22 protein-coding genes and 1 tRNA gene are annotated in these 16452 nt (G+C 69.3%); 18 read left to right on the top strand and 5 right to left on the bottom strand.

All coding sequences use genetic code 11. From position 1 onward, the window contains the following. Window positions 1-60 precede the first annotated feature (60 nt). Together AC1RN5_RS08865 and AC1RN5_RS08860 are read left to right on the top strand one after the other, a co-directional pair. Window positions 61-819 carry a helix-turn-helix transcriptional regulator gene (locus tag AC1RN5_RS08865; protein WP_493040826.1) on the top strand — a complete coding sequence of 253 codons (759 nt, stop codon included), beginning with the start codon at window positions 61-63 and terminating at the stop codon, window positions 817-819. Window positions 820-862: 43 nt separating this feature from the next. After that, window positions 863-1996 (top strand): hypothetical protein, encoded by a 1134-nt coding sequence (locus tag AC1RN5_RS08860; protein WP_493040825.1) that lies wholly within the window; start codon window positions 863-865, stop codon window positions 1994-1996. A 115-nt stretch (window positions 1997-2111) separates the two neighbouring features. Here AC1RN5_RS08860 and AC1RN5_RS08855 read toward each other — a convergent pair whose 3' ends face one another. After that, complete coding sequence (locus AC1RN5_RS08855; RefSeq protein WP_493040824.1) at window positions 2112-2543, bottom strand: Ros/MucR family transcriptional regulator; 432 nt, start codon at window positions 2541-2543, stop codon at window positions 2112-2114. Window positions 2544-2719: 176 nt separating this feature from the next. Here AC1RN5_RS08855 and glyA point away from each other — a divergent pair, with 176 nt between their 5' ends. From glyA to AC1RN5_RS08810, 9 genes are all read left to right on the top strand, one after another. Beyond that, window positions 2720-4009 carry a serine hydroxymethyltransferase gene (glyA, locus tag AC1RN5_RS08850; RefSeq protein WP_493040823.1) on the top strand — a complete coding sequence of 430 codons (1290 nt, stop codon included), beginning with the start codon at window positions 2720-2722 and terminating at the stop codon, window positions 4007-4009. A gap of 40 nt (window positions 4010-4049) precedes the next feature. After that, window positions 4050-4523, top strand: a complete 474-nt coding sequence (nrdR, locus tag AC1RN5_RS08845) for a transcriptional regulator NrdR (protein ID WP_493040822.1) — start codon at window positions 4050-4052, stop codon at window positions 4521-4523. Between the two features lie 3 nt (window positions 4524-4526). Next, on the top strand, window positions 4527-5171 hold the full coding sequence (locus AC1RN5_RS08840) for a RibD family protein (protein WP_493040821.1): 645 nt from the start codon (window positions 4527-4529) through the stop codon (window positions 5169-5171). After that, the gene (locus tag AC1RN5_RS08835; protein ID WP_493040820.1) at window positions 5172-5762 is read left to right on the top strand and encodes a riboflavin synthase; all 591 of its coding nucleotides are present in this window, start codon (window positions 5172-5174) and stop codon (window positions 5760-5762) included. A 38-nt stretch (window positions 5763-5800) separates the two neighbouring features. Further along, complete coding sequence (ribH, locus tag AC1RN5_RS08830) at window positions 5801-6262, top strand: 6,7-dimethyl-8-ribityllumazine synthase (protein WP_421931350.1); 462 nt, start codon at window positions 5801-5803, stop codon at window positions 6260-6262. Further along, complete coding sequence (gene nusB, locus AC1RN5_RS08825; RefSeq protein ID WP_493040819.1) at window positions 6259-6720, top strand: transcription antitermination factor NusB; 462 nt, start codon at window positions 6259-6261, stop codon at window positions 6718-6720. The genes ribH and nusB overlap by 4 nt, the downstream gene beginning before the upstream one ends. Continuing rightward, window positions 6704-7645 carry a thiamine-phosphate kinase gene (gene thiL, locus AC1RN5_RS08820; protein ID WP_493040818.1) on the top strand — a complete coding sequence of 314 codons (942 nt, stop codon included), beginning with the start codon at window positions 6704-6706 and terminating at the stop codon, window positions 7643-7645. Before nusB ends, thiL begins: the two co-directional genes overlap by 17 nt. 45 nt (window positions 7646-7690) lie before the next feature. Continuing rightward, window positions 7691-8158 carry a hypothetical protein gene (locus tag AC1RN5_RS08815; protein ID WP_493040817.1) on the top strand — a complete coding sequence of 156 codons (468 nt, stop codon included), beginning with the start codon at window positions 7691-7693 and terminating at the stop codon, window positions 8156-8158. Window positions 8159-8344: 186 nt separating this feature from the next. Beyond that, a complete protein-coding gene (locus tag AC1RN5_RS08810) occupies window positions 8345-10474 on the top strand; it encodes a sodium-translocating pyrophosphatase (protein ID WP_493040816.1) in 2130 nt (709 codons plus the stop codon). 83 nt (window positions 10475-10557) lie between these two features. On the opposite strand, the gene AC1RN5_RS08805 is transcribed toward AC1RN5_RS08810, so the two are convergent. Continuing rightward, on the bottom strand, window positions 10558-11043 hold the full coding sequence (locus tag AC1RN5_RS08805) for an outer membrane protein assembly factor BamE (RefSeq protein WP_421931355.1): 486 nt from the start codon (window positions 11041-11043) through the stop codon (window positions 10558-10560). A 105-nt stretch (window positions 11044-11148) separates the two neighbouring features. Here AC1RN5_RS08805 and AC1RN5_RS08800 point away from each other — a divergent pair, with 105 nt between their 5' ends. The 6 genes from AC1RN5_RS08800 (at window position 11149) to AC1RN5_RS08775 (ending at window position 15208) form a co-directional block, all read left to right on the top strand. Then, entirely contained in the window at window positions 11149-11679 is a 531-nt protein-coding gene (locus AC1RN5_RS08800; RefSeq protein ID WP_493040815.1) for a ubiquinol-cytochrome C chaperone family protein, read from the top strand. Continuing rightward, window positions 11676-12206 (top strand): YceD family protein, encoded by a 531-nt coding sequence (locus AC1RN5_RS08795; protein ID WP_493040814.1) that lies wholly within the window; start codon window positions 11676-11678, stop codon window positions 12204-12206. The genes AC1RN5_RS08800 and AC1RN5_RS08795 overlap by 4 nt, the downstream gene beginning before the upstream one ends. 85 nt (window positions 12207-12291) lie before the next feature. Further along, window positions 12292-13356 (top strand): phosphate acyltransferase PlsX, encoded by a 1065-nt coding sequence (plsX, locus tag AC1RN5_RS08790; RefSeq protein WP_493040813.1) that lies wholly within the window; start codon window positions 12292-12294, stop codon window positions 13354-13356. Beyond that, a complete protein-coding gene (locus AC1RN5_RS08785; protein WP_493040812.1) occupies window positions 13349-14329 on the top strand; it encodes a beta-ketoacyl-ACP synthase III in 981 nt (326 codons plus the stop codon). The genes plsX and AC1RN5_RS08785 overlap by 8 nt, the downstream gene beginning before the upstream one ends. Before the next feature lie 135 nt (window positions 14330-14464). Further along, window positions 14465-14767: an integration host factor subunit alpha gene (locus AC1RN5_RS08780; RefSeq protein WP_304701856.1), complete on the top strand. Its 303-nt coding sequence runs from the start codon at window positions 14465-14467 to the stop codon at window positions 14765-14767. Window positions 14768-14779: 12 nt separating this feature from the next. Then, entirely contained in the window at window positions 14780-15208 is a 429-nt protein-coding gene (locus AC1RN5_RS08775) for a MerR family transcriptional regulator (RefSeq protein WP_493040811.1), read from the top strand. Here AC1RN5_RS08775 and AC1RN5_RS08770 read toward each other — a convergent pair. Further along, window positions 15205-15690 (bottom strand): SRPBCC family protein, encoded by a 486-nt coding sequence (locus AC1RN5_RS08770; protein WP_493040810.1) that lies wholly within the window; start codon window positions 15688-15690, stop codon window positions 15205-15207. The genes AC1RN5_RS08775 and AC1RN5_RS08770 overlap by 4 nt on opposite strands. Before the next feature lie 82 nt (window positions 15691-15772). Here AC1RN5_RS08770 and AC1RN5_RS08765 point away from each other — a divergent pair. Continuing rightward, window positions 15773-15849: transfer RNA gene (locus AC1RN5_RS08765), tRNA-Pro, on the top strand. Window positions 15850-15894: 45 nt separating this feature from the next. Here AC1RN5_RS08765 and AC1RN5_RS08760 read toward each other — a convergent pair. After that, window positions 15895-16092, bottom strand: a complete 198-nt coding sequence (locus AC1RN5_RS08760; protein WP_421931362.1) for a DUF2842 domain-containing protein — start codon at window positions 16090-16092, stop codon at window positions 15895-15897. A gap of 20 nt (window positions 16093-16112) precedes the next feature. Next, the gene (locus tag AC1RN5_RS08755; RefSeq protein WP_421931363.1) at window positions 16113-16361 is read right to left on the bottom strand and encodes a GlsB/YeaQ/YmgE family stress response membrane protein; all 249 of its coding nucleotides are present in this window, start codon (window positions 16359-16361) and stop codon (window positions 16113-16115) included. Between the last annotated feature and the right edge of the window lie 91 nt (window positions 16362-16452).

Genomic DNA, 16452 nt, shown 5'->3' with positions numbered 1-16452 from the left:
GGCGCGGACCTGACGGCGAATTCACTCAAGGCCGGGCGCCGCGCGCGCTAGGCTTGCGCCATGACGTCGCTTGCCGCCGGTGAGACCTTTGGCGAGGTGGCCGCGGGACCGGCCGCCGGCATGACCCTGAGTCGCCATCGCCCCGATCACGCCTTGCCCCTGCACGAACACGCCGGCGCCTATGTCTGCGCGGTGCTGGCCGGCGGTTTCCGCGAGCGCGACCCCCGGGGCGAGGCCGAGCGCGGGGCCGGCGAGATCATCCTGCATCCCGCCGGCCAGAGGCATGCCGACACCTTCGGAGCCCACGGGGCCCTTTGCCTGAACCTGCAGATCGACCCGCCCTGCGAGCCGCTGGCCCGCCGGGCCGAACCCGCCCTGGCGCGCGCCCTCACCGAACTGGCCGCCGAGGTCGCCAAGGGCGGGCAGGGGGATGGTCTGACGGCCGCGGGCCTGAAGGCCGAAGTCCTCGACCGCCTGGTGCGCCCCGAGACCCGCGCCGATCTCGACTGCGTGGCCAGGGTGCTGCGGGCCCTGGACGAGGCGCCCGCCGCCGACTGGACCCTGGAGGCCCTGGCCGGAATCGCCGGACGTCATCCCACCCACCTGGCGCGGGCCTTCCGGACGCGGACCGGCCTGACGCTCGGCGCCTATCGCCGCCGTCGTCGGTTGATCGACCTGTGCCTGGACCTGCGCCTGGGTCGCGAACCCCTGTCGGCCCTGGCCCACGATCACGGCTATGCCGATCAGGCCCATATGAGCCGCGCCTTCCGCGCCTTCAGCGGCGCGACGCCGGCGGCCTACCGCCGCCGCGCACGCTAATCCCGTTCAAGATCGGGGGCGTGGTCCGCGCCATGCTGCCCGCATGAAATCCTTGCTCCTCGCCCTGGCCCTCGGCGGCGCCCTGACCTCCGGCCCGGTTCAGGCCGCCGGGCGCACCCAGTGGCGCTTCACCCCCTCGGTCACCTTCGACGCCCTGTGCCTGGCCGGGGTCATGGCCGACGACCCCTTCTATGTCCGCTACTATCAAAGCCAGCACGACGCCCTGGGCGCGCGGCTTACGCCGCAGGCGCGGGCGGCCTTCAAGACCATCACGGCGAGGTCCAAGGCCGACGGCGACATCGCCTCGGCCTGGCTGGCCCTGACCTTTTCGGCGGCCGACGCTCAGACCCTCCCCGAACTGATCGCCGCGGCAGAGCACCCCGCGGCCATGAAGGCGCGCCTACAGGCCAGCCGCTTCTGGGACGACGCGGCCTGGGCGCGGTTCGGGGCCCTGCGGCCGGATGTTCTGACGGTGCTGCGCTGGTATCGCGACATCGACTTCCCGGCCTATTGGCGCGCCGACGCCGAGGGGCCGGTGAAGGCCGCCCTGGCCGAGATCGCGCCGCAACTGGAGCAGACCGACGTCGTGCCCCTCGTGGAGCAGGTGCTCGGCCGCAGGCTCGACAGCGGAGAGATCCAGGTGGTGGCCACCCGCTACTGCCGTCCGCACGGTATCCGGGTGACCGGCGACCGCTTCCTGACCGATCCCACCTATCCCAAGGACCGGGTGCTCTCGATCGTCGGCGGGACCTCGGTGCACGAGATGCTGCATCCGCCCTTCGACCCCAAGGACCCGCGGGTGCTGGCGGCCATCGCGGTGGCGCGGGCCGATCCCTTCGTCCAGGCGCGGTTCCAGGGACACAACGCCTCCTATGGCTACAACACCATCGAGGGCCTGTTCGACGAGGACTCCACCCAGGCCCTGGACCAGGTGATCAACGAGAAGATCGGCTTCGCCTTCAAGGGCGGGGACGCCGGCGAGCGCTGGCGGACCGCCGACGATGGCCTGCACGTGATGGCCGCGGCCATCTATGTGCTGATGAAGCAGGAGAAGTTCCTGGAGTCGGGCCAGGACTATGTGACCTTCCTCGACCGCATGATCCGGGAGGGGCGCCTTGCGCCGGGGAAGATCGAGGCCCTGGTCCCGGCGGCCGTGCGGGAGGGGCCCAGGCCCTGAGGGGCGCGGGTTGCGAATTTCCCCATGAGAGCGCATACCGGTGCGGTCCTCACCGCTTCGGAGAAGCCTCAACTTCGCTTTTCATCTGAACGATCGGGCGGCCAGGCCGCCCACCTCAACTCCGCCGCCGCACGCCCCGGCCCAGGCCGATCTGCTTTGCGAAGTCCGAGCGCCGCGCCGCATAGGCCGGCGCCACCATCGGATAGTCCGGCGGCAAACCCCACCGACGACGATAATCATCCGGGCTCAGGTCGAAGCGCGAGCGCAGATAGCGCTTGAGCATCTTCAGCTTCTTGCCGTCTTCCAGGCAGACGATGAAGTCGTGCTGCACCGACTTGCTGACGGGAACCGCGGGTTTCGGCCGCTCCTCGGGCAGGGCGACGGCCGCGTGGCCAAGACCCGACAGGGCGTGGTGCACCGAACGGATCAGGTCGGGCAGGTCGCTCTGCGCCACGCTGTTGCGGCTGACGAAGGCCGAGACGATGTCGGTGGCCAGGGACAACACTTCCTCGCCCGCCCCCTCCTCGGTTTCCCTGTCGATACTCATCACGCGCCCCCTGGGTACAAACCGAGCTGTTCCGTCAGGGGCAGGATCGCTCGTGCACCTCCGGTGAGGCGACAACGCCCTCTGTCAGACTTTGTTCCCAGCATTTGGTCCCCAGCGCCCAAGGCGCTAAAGAGCCGCCCAGGCCCGTCCTCCCCAGATTCCCGAAAGGCCCACCCATGACCGCCCAAGCCGCCAATTTCATCGACGCCTTCTTCACCGCCCCGGTCGCCGAGAGCGATCCGGACGTCTCCAGCGTCCTGTCCCGGGAGCTGAAGCGTCAGCAGGATCAGATCGAGCTGATCGCCTCGGAGAACATCGTCTCCCGCGCCGTGCTCGAGGCGCAGGGCTCCGTCCTGACCAACAAGTACGCCGAGGGCTATCCCGGCAAGCGCTACTACGGCGGCTGCGAGGTGGTGGACGAGGTCGAGCAGATCGCCATCGACCGGGCCAAGCAGTTGTTCGGCTGCGAATACGCCAATGTGCAGCCGCACTCGGGCAGCCAGGCCAACCAGGCGGTGTTCATGGCCACCATGAGTCCCGGCGACACCTTCATGGGCATGGACCTGGCCGCCGGCGGCCACCTGACCCACGGCAAGAGCGTCAACCAGTCGGGCAAGTGGTTCCGCCCCGTGGCCTACGCGGTGCGCCAACAGGACCACCTGATCGACTACGACCAGGCCGCCGAGGTGGCCCTGGCCGAGAAGCCCAAGGTGATCATCGCCGGGGGCTCGGCCTATTCGCGGGCCATCGACTTCGCCCGCTTCCGCGAGATCGCCGACAGCGTGGACGCCCTGCTGATGGTGGACATCGCCCACTATGCCGGCCTGGTGGCGGGCGGGGCCTATCCCAACCCGTTCCCCCACGCCCACATCGTCACCACCACGACCCACAAGACCCTGCGCGGCCCCCGCGGCGGGATGATCCTCACCAACTCCAAGAAGTGGGCCAAGAAGATCGACTCGGCCGTCTTCCCCGGCCTGCAGGGCGGTCCCCTGATGCACGTGATCGCCGGCAAGGCCGTGGCCTTCGGCGAGGCCCTGCGTCCGGAGTTCAAGCTCTATGCCCGCCAGGTGGTGGACAACGCCCGCGCCCTGGCCGAGAGCCTGCAGATCGCCGGCTTCAAGATCGTCTCCGGCGGCACCGACAGCCACCTGATGCTGGTGGACCTGACGCCGAAGAACGTCTCCGGCGCCGACGCCGAGATCGCCCTGGAGCGGGCCGGTATCACCACCAACAAGAACGGCATCCCCTTCGATCCGCTTCCCCCGATGCAGACCTCGGGCCTGCGGGTCGGCACCCCGGCCGGCACGACGCGGGGCTTCGGGCCCGCCGAATTCCGCCAGGTGGGGACCTGGATCGGCGAGGTTCTGGATGGCGTCGCGGCCGGCGGCGACAATTCCGCCATCGAAGCCAAGGTGAAGGCCGAGGTCCTGACCTTGACGAAACGCTTCCCGATCTACAGCTAGTCCCTCTAATAGGGGTTGGATTGGCCGGAAGGGCTAGATCATGCGCTGCCCGTTCTGCGGTCATCTCGAAAGCCAGGTGAAGGACAGCCGCCCGTCGGAAGACGGCGCGGCCATCCGGCGCCGGCGGCTGTGTCCCGAATGCGGGGGCCGCTTCACCACCTTCGAGCGGGTGCAGCTTCGCGAGCTGACCATCCTCAAGCGGTCGGGCCGGCGCACGCCCTTTGAGCGCGACAAACTTGCGCGCTCGATCGCCATCGCCACCCGCAAGCGCCCCATCGAGTCCGAGCGCATCGAGAAGATGATCTCCACCATCGTGCGCCAGCTGGAGAGCATGGGCGAGACCGAGTTGCCCTCCTCGGCGGTGGGCGAGATGGTGATGAAGCAGCTCAAGGCCCTCGATGACGTGGCCTATGTCCGCTACGCCTCGGTCTATCGCGACTTCCGCGAGGCCGGCGAGTTCGCCACCTTCCTGGGGGAAGAGGGCCTGAGCGAACAGGTCGACGACGAGGCCTGATCCGTGCCGGTCACCCTCAAGCTCGCCACCTCCCTGGACGGCCGCATCGCCACCGCCACCGGCGAGAGCCGCTGGATCACCGGGGCGGAGTCGCGCGAAACCGTCCACCGCCTGCGCGCCGAGCATGACGCGGTCGTGGTCGGCGTCGAGACGGCCCTGGCCGACGATCCGGAGCTGACCGTCCGCCTGCCGGCCTATGACGGGCCGCAGCCCGCGCGGGTGGTGCTGGACAGCCGCCAGCGGCTGGCCGACGGCTGCAAGCTGGTCGCCACCGCGCGCGACATCCCGACCTATCTGATCGCCACCACGCCGCCGGAAGCTCGCCTGACCGAGGCCGGCGTCCGCGTCCTGCAGGTCCACGCCGTGGGCGACGAGCGGCCCGAACTGCACGACGTGGTCCGCGCCCTGGCCGCCGAGGGGCTGAGCCGCCTGTTCGTCGAGGGCGGGGGACAGGTGGCCGCCAGCTTCCTGCGCTGCGGCCTGGTGGACGCCCTGGAGTGGTTCCGAGCTCCCATCATCATCGGCGGGGAGGGGCGGCCGGGGATCGGCGCCCTGGCCATCCAGGCGCTTTCCGACGCGCCGAAGCTTAAGCGGGTTGATCTTCACGTGCTGGGTCCCGATGTGTGGGAACGCTACGAGAGGATCTGAATGTTCACCGGCATCGTCACCGATGTGGGCCGCGTCCGCGCCGTCCGCGACACCAACCGCGACCGCAGGTTCGAGATCGAGACCAAGTTCGATCTCTCCACCGTCGATATCGGCGCCTCCATCAGCCATGCCGGCTGCTGCCTGACCGTGGTGGAGAAGGCCGAGGGCTGGTTCGCCGTGGAGGTCTCGGGCGAGACGCTCTCCCTCACCACCCTGTCGGACTGGAAGGAAGGCCGCCCGGTCAATCTGGAGCGCGCCGCCCGGGTGGGCGACGAACTCGGCGGCCACATCGTCTCGGGCCATGTCGACGGGATCGGCGAGGTGATCTCCATCGAGAGCGAGGGCGGCAGCCACCGGGTGAAGGTCCGCGTTCCCCGGCCCCTGCACCGGTTCATCGCCCCGAAGGGCTCCATCACCGTCGAGGGTGTTTCGCTCACCGTGAACGAGGTGGAGGACGACGTCTTCGGGGTGAATCTGATCCCCCACACCTGGGACGTGACCACGCTCGGAACCCTGGAAGTGGGGTCGCGGGTCAATCTAGAGATCGACATGCTGGCCCGGTATCTCGCCCGCTGGCGAGAAACAGCCTAAAGGGAGCGGCCAACTCGGCCGCGCTCCGGAAAGAACCCATGCTCGAAGACAAAATCCGCATCCTTATCGTCGAGGCGCGCTTCTATTCCGACCTGGCCGACGCCCTGCTGCAGGGCGCCGCCGACGCCATCACCTCGCAAGGTGCGGAATATGATGTGGTGACCGTGCCTGGCGCTCTGGAGATCCCGGGGGCCATCGCCCTCGCCGAAGAGGGCGGCGCCACCGGCGTTCGCTACGACGGCTATGTCGCCCTCGGCACGGTGATCCGCGGTGAGACCTATCACTTCGAGATCGTCTCCAACGAGTCAGCCCGCGGGATCATGGACCTGACGATCGGCAAGCGTCTGGCGATCGGTAACGGCATCCTCACCGTGGAGGACGAGGCGCAGGCCTGGGCCCGCGCCAAGATCAGTGAGGGCGACAAGGGCGGCGGCGCGGCCCGCGCGGCGCTCACGATGATCTCCCTGAAGAGCCAGCTGATGGGCGGGCAGGCCCGATGAGCAAGCCCAAGCAGGCCCGCTCGGTGGCGCGCCTGGCCGCCGTCCAGGCGCTCTACCAGATGGAAGTCTCCGGGGTCGGGGTGGAGGCGGTGATCCGCGAGTTCACCGATCACCGCTTCGATCGCGGCATCGAGGGCGACGGGGAGGGCGATCCCCTGGCCGCCGCCGACGAGGCCTTCTTCGCCGAACTGGTGCGCGGCGTGGTGGAGAGTCAGCGCGAGATCGACGCCGCCGTGGTCAAGCGCCTGGCCGCCGGCTGGCGTCTGGAGCGGCTGGACGCGACGGTTCGCGCCATCCTGCGCTCCGGCGCCTACGAGCTTGCCCACCGCGGCGACGTGCCGGTCGAGGTGGTGATCGACGAGTATGTCGAGCTGGCCAAGTCCTTCTTCGAAGGGCCGGAGCCGGGCTTCGTCAACGGCGCCCTCGACAAGGTGGCGCAGGATGTCCGCGCCGGATGAATTCGAACAGATCGCCCGGCTGTTCCGCCCCCTGACCCGCGGGGCGGCCGAGGCCTTCGATCTGCTGGACGACGCCGCCGTCATTCCCTCGCGGCCGGGCTTCGACCTGGTGGTCACCAAGGACGCCCTGGTGGCCGGGGTGCATTTCCAGCCCGACGACCCGCCCGACATCGTGGCGCGGCGGCTGATGCGGGCCAATCTCTCCGATCTCGCCGCCAAGGGGGCGGAGCCCCACGGCTATCTGCTGATGACCGCCTGGCCCACCGACTTCGGCTGGGAGCAGCGACAGGCCTTCGCCCGCGGCCTGGATGAGGACGGCCGGGCCTTCGGGGTGATCCTGCTGGGGGGCGACACCGTCTCCACCCCCGGGCCCCTGACGGTGTGCATGACCCTGCTGGGCTGGGTCCCGGCGGGGCGGATGATCCGCCGGGCGGGCGCCAAGGCCGGCGACCTGGTGCTGGTGAGCGGCCCGATCGGCGACGGCTGGCTGGACTGGGGTCCCGGTTGGGGCGAACTGGACCGCCGCTGGCTGCCCGAGGGCCATCGCCTGCCGACGCCCCGGCTCGATCTGCGCGAGGTCCTGCGGGCCTATGCCAGCGCGGCGGCCGACGTCTCCGACGGTCTGATCGCCGACGCCGGCCATATCGCCAAGGCCAGCGGCGTGGGCATGCGGATCGATCTGGACCGCATGCCGCTGTCGGGCCCGGCGCGGGCCTGGCTGGCGACCCAGCCCGATCCTGCCGCCGCCCGCCTGCGGCTGGCCACCGGCGGTGACGACTACGAGATCGTCTGCACCGCGCCCGCCGATCAGCCGGCCCTGCTGGGCCTCACCGTGATCGGCGAGGTGACGGACGGCGAGGGGGTCGAGGTCCGGGCCGGCGGGGCGGTGCTCCAGGCCGGCCCCGGCGGCTGGCGGCACGCCTGAGGCGGCCGCAAGCTTCCGGAAACCATATTGCCGGAAGGTGGGCCCATGCTTCGCCGCGCCCTCCTCGCCGCCGCCGCCCTGGGCCTGTTCGCCGGGTCCGCCCGGGCGTCGGAGAAGCCCAAGGAAGGCGGGGGCAAGCCTGAGGTCGGCCAGTATGTCGACCTGGCGCCCGTGGCCCTGCCCGTGGTCGCCCGCGGCGTCCTGGTGAACTACGTCTTCGTCTCGGTGAGGGTGCAGCTCTCGGCCATGGCCAACACCGGCAAGCTGCGCACGCGGGAGCCCTATTTCCGCGACGCCCTGGTGCGCGCCGGGCATCGCACGCCCTTCACCCTGGACAGCGACTACACCAAGATCGACGAGGCCAAGCTGAAGGCCAGCCTGCTGCGCGAGGCGATCGCCATCGGCGGGGCCAAGGACGTCAAGGGCGTCACCGTCGTCTCGCAGTCCCCCAAGAAGCGCACCGGCCTGCCCGACCCCAAGACCTGGGGCGCGCGGACCGAAATCCAGCCCTGAGCGGCCAATTCCAACGCGCCGTTGCTTCGGCGCGGCAGTTTTGGCACTTTCACGGTCTTAAATAAGGAGCGTCGCCTAAAGGCGCTCCAACTGGGGAAACACCATGGGGCCGGGAACATACCGACGGGCGCGCCTTAGGCTGCCGTCGTCCCCCCTCCGCGCAATCGCAAAAGGGGCTTTCAGATTATGAGTTTAACGCTTGAGCTGGTGATCGCCGCCGGCTTCCTGGCCGTGCTCTACGGCATCGTCCAGACAGCATCGTTGATGCGGGCCTCGCCCGGCAACGCCCGCATGCAGGAAATCGCCGCGGCGATCCAGGAGGGCGCGCAGGCCTATCTGCGCCGCCAATACACCGCCATCGCCATGGTCGGCGTGGTGGTCCTGATCGCCGCCTATCTGCTGATCGGTCCGCTGGCCGCCATCGGCTTCGCCACCGGCGCCATCCTGTCGGGCGCCGCGGGCTTCGTGGGCATGCTGATCTCGGTCCGCGCCAACGTCCGCACCGCCCAGGCGGCCTCGGAAGGCCTGGCCAAGGGCCTGTCCCTGGCGTTCCGCTCCGGCGCCATTACCGGCATGCTGGTGGCCGGCTTCGCCCTGATCGGCGTGGCGGGCTACTACGCGGTGCTCACCGGTCCCCTGGGCCTGGAGAACACCAGCCGCGACGTGGTCGACTCCATGGTCGCCCTCGGCTTCGGCGCCTCGCTGATCTCGATCTTCGCCCGCCTCGGCGGCGGGATCTTCACCAAGGGCGCCGACGTTGGCGGCGACATGGTGGGCAAGGTCGAGGCCGGTATCCCGGAGGATGACCCGCGCAACGCCGCGACCATCGCCGACAACGTGGGCGACAACGTCGGCGACTGCGCCGGCATGGCCGCCGACCTGTTCGAGACCTATGCGGTGACCACGGTCGCCACCATGGTCCTGGCCGCTATCTTCTTCCGCGACAACGTGGAGGTGGTCACCAACATGATGCTGCTGCCGCTGGCCATCTGCGGCGTCTGCATCGTCACCTCGATCATCGGCACCTTCGCGGTGCGCCTGGGCAAGTCCCAGAACATCATGGGCGCCCTCTATCAGGGCCTCATCGTCACCGGCGTCCTGTCGGTCGGCGCGATCTGGTGGGTCATCCAGAAGCTGGTCCCGGCCACCCTGACGGTGGGCGACAAGACCTTCGGGCCCCAGGAGCTGTTCTACTGCGGCATCGCGGGCCTGGTGGTCACCGCCCTGATCGTGGTGATCACCGAGTACTACACCGGCACGGGCTTCCGCCCGGTGAAGTCGGTGGCCAAGGCCAGCGTCTCCGGCCACGGCACCAACGTGATCCAGGGCCTGGCCATGAGCCTTGAGTCCACCGCGGCCCCGGCCATGGTGATCATCGTCGGCATCATCGTCACCTACGGCCTGGCGGGCCTGTTCGGCATCGCCATCGCCACCACGGCCATGCTGTCCCTGGCGGGCTTCATCGTCGCCCTGGACGCCTTCGGTCCGGTCACCGACAACGCCGGCGGCATCGCCGAGATGGCGGGTCTGCCGCCGGAAGTCCGCGTCACCACCGACGCCCTGGACGCCGTCGGCAACACCACCAAGGCGGTGACCAAGGGTTATGCGATCGGTTCGGCCGGTCTCGGCGCCCTGGTGCTGTTCGCGGCCTATACCGAGGACCTGAAGTACTTCGCGGCCAACGCCGAGCCGGGCTCGTTCTTCGACGGCCTGGGCGCCGTGGCCTTCGACCTGTCGAACCCCTACGTCGTGGTTGGCCTGCTGTTCGGGGGGCTGCTGCCCTTCCTGTTCGGCGGCATGTCCATGACCGCCGTGGGCCGCGCCGCCGAGTCGGTCGTGGAAGAGGTCCGCCGTCAGTTCCGTGAGAACCCCGGCATCATGACCGGGGAGGTGAAGCCCGAATACGGCCGCGCCGTGGACATCCTGACCAAGGCCGCGATCAAGGAGATGATCGTGCCCTCCCTGCTGCCGGTCTTCTCGCCGATCGTCCTGTTCTTCGTGATCAAGGCCATCGCCGGCAAGGTCGACGCCTTCGCCTCCCTCGGCGCCATGCTGATGGGCGTGATCGTCACCGGCCTGTTCGTCGCCATCTCGATGACCTCGGGCGGCGGCGCCTGGGACAACGCCAAGAAGCTGATCGAGGAAGGCCACTACGGCGGCAAGGGCTCCGAGGCCCACAAGGCCGCGGTGACCGGCGACACCGTCGGCGACCCCTACAAGGACACGGCGGGTCCCGCCGTGAACCCGATGATCAAGATCACCAACATCGTGGCTCTGCTGCTGCTGGCGGTCCTGGCCCACGGGGTGGTCGGCTAAGCCGACCCCTCAAGGCCAAACGAACGACGCCCCGGAGAGCGATCTCCGGGGCGTTTTTCTTGCGACGATGATTCGGCGGCTCTCTAGCGGCGGTCGCCCGGGCGGTTGCCGGGGACGCCGTCGTCCTGGTTGGGCAGCATGGTGCCGCGGCCGACGGTGCCGATCAGCTGTTCGAAGATGGTCAGCTCGCGGCCCCGGGTCGGGGTCTCACGGCCGTTGAAGGCGATGACCTTGCCGTCCTTCAGGCTGTACTGGTTGACGCTCTCCACCACCTCGGTGTCCTTGTTGAAGGCGATGGCGGTGACGTCGCGGCGGGTGGTCTTCGGCATGCGGAAGGCCACGGTCTCCTTGACCTGGTCGATATAGAACCAGACGTTCGGGTCGAAGGTCGAGGTGGCCGAGGGCGACCCGAGCCGCCCGCGGACCATCGACTTGGTGTCGGTCCCCACCTTCACGTCCTTCGGATTGGCGTCGATCGCCTGGAATCCGGAGTAGGTGGTGATCGGCGCGCAACCGGCCGTGGCCATGAGGCCGGCGGCGATAGCGGCGAAAGCGACACTGCGAAACATGTGCGGACCACACCCGTTCAATTTTCCTGGGCTTTGACCTATCGCTCGCGGCCCCTTACTGCAATGCCGCCCTTAAAGGCCCCTTCGGGCGAAATCGAGGCCAAGATGCTTCTGGACCGTTTGTTCCGCCCCAAGCCGACCCTCACCGCGGGTCGCGCCCTCTATGCCGGCGTGGTGACCCAGGCCCGGACGCCGGCCCTGTACGAGGTGCTGGGCGCCCCCGACACGGTGGAGGGCCGCTTCGAGATCTACACCCTGCACGTCTTCCTGCTGTTGGATCGCCTTCGCCGCCAGGGGCCGCAGGCCAGCGACACCTCCCAGGCCCTGTTCGACACCTATGTCGCCTCCCTGGACGACGCCCTGCGGGAGATGGGGGTGGGCGACCTGTCGGTGGGCAAGAAGATGCGCAAGCTTGGAGAGGCGTTCTACGGCCGGGTGAAGTCCTACGAGACCGCCTTCGAATCGCTGCCCGACACCGCCGCCCTGAACGCCCTGCTGATCCGCACGGTCTATGCCGGCGCCGATTCGGCGGCCCTGCCGAAGCTGGCCGACTATGTGATCGCCCAGCGCGCCGCCCTGGCGGCCCAGCCCCTGGAGGCCCTGCTGGCCGGGCAAGCCGTCTGGAGCCCCGCATGAAACGCGCCTGGAGACAGACGATTCGCCTGGGCGAGCTCTCCAAGGGGCCGGTGAAGCTGCGCCTGGAGCCCGACGCCGAGACCCGCGCCCTGATCGCCAAGGAGGTGGGGCTGGAAAGCCTGCCGGCCCTGACCGCCGACATCACGGTCCATCCCTGGCTGGACGGCGCCGAGATCCTCGGCCAGTTCGACGCCGTGGTGGAGCAGATCTGCGGGGTCAGCCTGGAGCCCTTCGAGCAGACGCTCAGCGCCGATATCGAATTCCGCGTCGTCCCGGCCGGCAGCCCCAACGCCCCGGCTGAGTCGGAGGCCGCCACGGTCGAACTGGAGTTCGACCCCGACGAACCCGATCCGCCGGACGTGCTGGCCGACGAGGAGATCGACCTGTCGGCCTACCTCATCGAGCACCTGGCCCTGGAGATGGATCCCTTTCCCCGTAAGCCCGGGGCGACCTTCGACTACGCCCCGGACACCACCGACCTGTCGCCCTTCGCCGCGCTCAAGAAGCTCAAGGGTGAGGGCGAATGACCCCGCTCCGCCTGGGCGGTTTGCATCGTCGGGCCTGGGCTGTATCGTCCCGGCGCGGTCGCAATAGGGGGCTGGACGCAACGTTTTGACCCGAACCCTGGTCATTTCCATAGACGCGATGGGGGGCGACCACGGACCTTCCGTGACCGTGCCGGCCCTGGCGCTCGCCGCCAAGGCGATGCCGCCGACCACCCGGTTCCTGGCGCACGGCGACGAGGCCGTCCTCGCGCCCGAGCTGGCGCGCCACCCGGGCCTGGCGAGCCAAGTCGAGGTCCGTCACACCGACAAGGTCATCGCCTCGGACGAGAAGCCCGCCGTGGCCCTGCGCCGCGGCAAGGGCAGCTCCATGTGGAACGCGGTGGAGTCGGTGAAGACCGGCGAGGCCGTGGCCGCGGTCTCCTCGGGCAATACCGGCGGCCTGATGGCCATCGCCAAGCTGATCCTGCGCATGAGCGTCGACGTCGACCGCCCCTGCCTGGTGGCCAGCTGGCCCGGCGCCAAGGGCCTGACCACCGTGCTGGACGTCGGCGCCAATATCGACTGCGACGCCGAGCGGCTGGTGGAGTTCGCCATCATGGGCGAGGCCTTCCACCGCGCCTTCCACGGCGTGGCCAAGCCCACGGTGGGCCTGATCAATGTCGGATCCGAGGACGTGAAGGGTCACGAGGAAGTGCGCCTGGCGCACGCCATCCTGCGCTCGGGCAAGTTCGACCTGGACTATCGCGGCTTCATCGAGGGCGACGACCTGTCGAAGAACACCGTCGACGTGGCCGTCACCGACGGCTTCACCGGCAACATCATGCTCAAGGCCGCAGAGGGCACGGGACGCTATGTGGAGGCCGAGCTGCGGGCCGCCCTCACCAGCTCGCTGATCACCACCGCCGGCGCCCTGCTGGCGCGGGCCGGACTTCGCCGCTTCGGGCGGAAACTGAACCCGCCGCGCGCCGCGCCCCTCTTGGGCCTCAATGGCGTGGTGGTGAAATCTCATGGGGGCGCCAAGGCCCAGGACTTCGCCGACGCCATCGCCATGGCCGCCAGCCTTTCGCAAAGCGACTTCGCCAGCGAGGTCGAAAAGAATATGACGCGGCTCACCGCCGCCGTGGCCGAGTCGAGCGCGCCGGCCGTCGATGGAGCCGCAAAAGTTGACTAGAGTCCTGCGTAGCGTCGTGACCGGGGTCGGGGGGTATCTGCCCGACGAGATCGTCACCAATGCCGACCTGGCCAAGGTCGTAGACACCAGCGACGAGTGGATCGTCGAGCGCACCGGCATCCGCCAGCGCCACCGCGCCGCGCCGGACCAGCCGACCTCCGATCTCGCCGTCGAGGCCGCCAAGCGCGCCCTGGCCGCCGCCGGCAAGACGCCCGCCGACGTCGACCTGATCATCGTGGGCACCACCACGCCCGACCTGACCTTTCCGGCCGTGGCCACCATCGTCCAGCGCAAGCTGGGCTGTCCGGTGGGCATCGCCTTTGACGTCCAGGCGGTGTGCTCGGGCTTCGTCTTCGCCCTCTCCACCGCCGACGGCTTCGTCGCTCGTAACCGGTCCAAGTGCGCCCTGGTGATCGGGGCCGAGAGCATGACGCGGCTGATGGACTGGACCGACCGCGGCACCTGCGTGCTGTTCGGCGACGGGGCCGGGGCCGTGGTGCTGGAACCGGGGGAGGGCGACGGCGGCACCGCCGACCGTGGCCTGCTGGGCTTCGCCCTGCGCGCCGACGGCGCCAAGCAGGACCTGCTCTATGTCGACGGCGGGGTCTCCACCAACGGCCAGATCGGCCACCTGCGGATGCAGGGCAACCAGGTCTTCCGCCACGCCGTGGTGAACATCTCCGAAGCCGTGGTCGCCGCCGCCGCGGACGCCGGCATCGAGGTGTCGGACGTCGACTGGTTCATCCCCCACCAGGCCAACCAGCGCATCCTGGAGGGCGTGGCCCGCCGGCTGGGCATCGACGACAAGAAGGTCATCTCCACGGTGGCCAAGCACGCCAACACCTCGGCCGCCTCCATCCCGCTGGCGCTCGCCGAAGGGGTGGCCGACGGTCGCATCAAGCCGGGTCAGCTTCTGCTGATGGAGGCCATGGGCGGCGGCCTGACCTGGGGCGCCTGCGTGGTGCGCCTCTAGGCGAAAGCCTCAGCCGATTCCCCAATCTGCGCCTTGAAGTCTTTGACCTGATGCGACAATCAGGTCATGACGGTTCTCCGACGTTTTCCGCGATTGCGTCTCGTCGGTGGTGGTTCAGTAGGGGCAGGGGCGAGTATGAAGGGCGCGACGGTGACGCGAGCCGACCTGTGCGAGGCGGTTCACGAGGAGGTGGGCCTGACCCGCCAGGATTGTTCCGAGCTGGTCGAACGGACGCTGGAACTGGCCTCCCAGGCGCTGGAGCGTGGCGAGCAGGTCAAGCTTTCGGGATTTGGCGTCTTCCAGGTCCGCGCCAAGCGCGCCCGCATGGGGCGCAATCCCAAGACGGGGGAGCCCGCGGCCATCGAGCCGCGCCGCGTGATCGGCTTCCGCGCCTCGCAGGTCATGAAGGCGCGAGTAGACCGCGCCCTCGGAAAGTAGCCAGGCGCCGCTGTGGCCAAGGGCCCGGACGCCTTTCGCACCATTTCGGAAGCGGCCGACGAGCTGGGCGTGCCCCAGCATGTGCTGAGATTCTGGGAGACCAAGTTCTCCTTCATCCGCCCGATGAAGCGGGCTGGCGGCCGCCGCTTCTACCGTCCGCAGGACATCGCGGTGCTGCGCGGGGTCAAGACCCTGCTCCACGACGACGGCTACACCATCAAGGGCGTCCAGCGCCTGCACAAGGAACAGGGGCTCAAGCGCCTGCTGGCCGCGGCCAACGGGGAGGGCGGACCGCCGCCGCCGGCGCCCGCCCGCGAGCCGGGGCCGGTTCTGGGCCTTTCGGCCATCAACCTGGACGCTGACGGACGCGAGCGGCTGGTCTTCGCCCTGGACGACCTGCAGGCCGCCAAGCGACGCCTGGACGCCCTGCTGAAGCGCTAGGGGTTTTCCGCCACGAAGGCCCGGTACCGCTCCAGCAGCAGGGGCCACCCGTGCTCGCCGGCCATTTCCGCCCGATAGTCGTCCGCCCCCTCGCCATGCCGCTCGAAAGCCCGGTGGGTGAAGGTGACCGACGTGGCCTCGCCGGCCGGAGCGAACCGCAGCTCGACGATGCTGGCCAGGTCCGGATTGGGCTGGGGCGCGGAGTCCGGGCCGATCTGCCACAGGAAGGCCAGGTGGCGACCGGGATGGAAGGTGAGGGTGCGGCCCCAGTCGACGCGGAAGCCGTGCGGACCGATCTCCGAGCACATCGCGCCCTCGGTCTCGCCGATTCCGATGAAGTCGGGCGTCAGGTCGCCCTGGCCGCAATAGGTGTAGTCGGCCGGCCACCACTCGCCGAACCGGGCCTGGAACAGGTCGAAGGCGCGGTCGGGCAGGGCCGCGACGGTGAGGCTCAGCTCGATCGGTTCCATCACCTCAGCCATGCTCATCCTCAATGATCGCCGCGGCGGGAAATTCAGCTTGCCCATGCGCCGCAAGAGGTTAGAAGGGCCGCCTTGCCGATGTCGGAGCGTGGCGCAGCCTGGTAGCGCACTTGACTGGGGGTCAAGGGGTCGCAGGTTCGAATCCTGTCGCTCCGACCATCGGAAGGCCGAAGGGGCGCTCTCGCAAGAGGGCGCCCTTTTCGTTTAACGGCCCCGGTTCATCCAGGACAGCAGCGGCAGGATGGGCACGCCCCAGCCGATGCCGGCCACGGCGAAGAAGGCCAGCTTCAGGGCCCACTGGTCGGGCACGTACTCGCTGAGCGTGCTCATCCCCCAGATATAGGCGGCGAGGAAAACCAGGATGCCGATCCCGCCGACGAACTTCCGGACACGTGCGCTCATGGCGCCGGTATAGGGCGCGGCTAACGCCGGCGGAAGATGGCGAAGGGGGCGAGGAACAGGATCGAGCCCACCGTGGCGGCGATCAGGCTGCCGATGAAGCCCACCAGGCGGATTTCCAGGCCTCCGGCGATCACCCGGCCCAGCATGGCGCCCACCAGGCCCACGGCCATGTAGACGAACAGGCTGTGGCGGCGGCCGAGCGCCAGGGCGGCGATCCACCCCGCGAGCATCCCGATCAGGATCTCGCCAAACAGCCCGACGCCGTCCATGAAATCGCCTCAACGCCCCCGTCTGGCTTGCTTTGACCATCCCCGGTTCGGATGACGCGCGCAAGCGTGGACGCGCGCCGGGGTCTCAAGG

The organism is Phenylobacterium sp. GW821-FHT12F10 (genome assembly GCF_058806695.1).
This window is presented reverse-complemented; position numbering and strand designations above follow the sequence as displayed.

What these genes read in the sequence shown, in the direction of transcription:
- nrdR (WP_493040822.1), top strand. Translation starts at nt 4,050, where the DNA reads ATGCGCTGCCCGTTCTGCGGTCATCTCGAAAGCCAGGTGAAGGACAGC.
- AC1RN5_RS08855 (WP_493040824.1), bottom strand. Translation starts at nt 2,543, where the DNA reads ATGAGTATCGACAGGGAAACCGAGGAGGGGGCGGGCGAGGAAGTGTTG.
- AC1RN5_RS08815 (WP_493040817.1), top strand. Translation starts at nt 7,691, where the DNA reads ATGCTTCGCCGCGCCCTCCTCGCCGCCGCCGCCCTGGGCCTGTTCGCC.
- AC1RN5_RS08795 (WP_493040814.1), top strand. Translation starts at nt 11,676, where the DNA reads ATGAAACGCGCCTGGAGACAGACGATTCGCCTGGGCGAGCTCTCCAAG.
- AC1RN5_RS08860 (WP_493040825.1), top strand. Translation starts at nt 863, where the DNA reads ATGAAATCCTTGCTCCTCGCCCTGGCCCTCGGCGGCGCCCTGACCTCC.
- AC1RN5_RS08770 (WP_493040810.1), bottom strand. Translation starts at nt 15,690, where the DNA reads ATGGCTGAGGTGATGGAACCGATCGAGCTGAGCCTCACCGTCGCGGCC.
- thiL (WP_493040818.1), top strand. Translation starts at nt 6,704, where the DNA reads ATGTCCGCGCCGGATGAATTCGAACAGATCGCCCGGCTGTTCCGCCCC.
- AC1RN5_RS08760 (WP_421931362.1), bottom strand. Translation starts at nt 16,092, where the DNA reads ATGAGCGCACGTGTCCGGAAGTTCGTCGGCGGGATCGGCATCCTGGTT.
- nusB (WP_493040819.1), top strand. Translation starts at nt 6,259, where the DNA reads ATGAGCAAGCCCAAGCAGGCCCGCTCGGTGGCGCGCCTGGCCGCCGTC.
- AC1RN5_RS08865 (WP_493040826.1), top strand. Translation starts at nt 61, where the DNA reads ATGACGTCGCTTGCCGCCGGTGAGACCTTTGGCGAGGTGGCCGCGGGA.
- AC1RN5_RS08755 (WP_421931363.1), bottom strand. Translation starts at nt 16,361, where the DNA reads ATGGACGGCGTCGGGCTGTTTGGCGAGATCCTGATCGGGATGCTCGCG.
- AC1RN5_RS08810 (WP_493040816.1), top strand. Translation starts at nt 8,345, where the DNA reads ATGAGTTTAACGCTTGAGCTGGTGATCGCCGCCGGCTTCCTGGCCGTG.
- glyA (WP_493040823.1), top strand. Translation starts at nt 2,720, where the DNA reads ATGACCGCCCAAGCCGCCAATTTCATCGACGCCTTCTTCACCGCCCCG.
- AC1RN5_RS08805 (WP_421931355.1), bottom strand. Translation starts at nt 11,043, where the DNA reads ATGTTTCGCAGTGTCGCTTTCGCCGCTATCGCCGCCGGCCTCATGGCC.
- AC1RN5_RS08780 (WP_304701856.1), top strand. Translation starts at nt 14,465, where the DNA reads ATGAAGGGCGCGACGGTGACGCGAGCCGACCTGTGCGAGGCGGTTCAC.
- ribH (WP_421931350.1), top strand. Translation starts at nt 5,801, where the DNA reads ATGCTCGAAGACAAAATCCGCATCCTTATCGTCGAGGCGCGCTTCTAT.
- AC1RN5_RS08800 (WP_493040815.1), top strand. Translation starts at nt 11,149, where the DNA reads ATGCTTCTGGACCGTTTGTTCCGCCCCAAGCCGACCCTCACCGCGGGT.
- AC1RN5_RS08835 (WP_493040820.1), top strand. Translation starts at nt 5,172, where the DNA reads ATGTTCACCGGCATCGTCACCGATGTGGGCCGCGTCCGCGCCGTCCGC.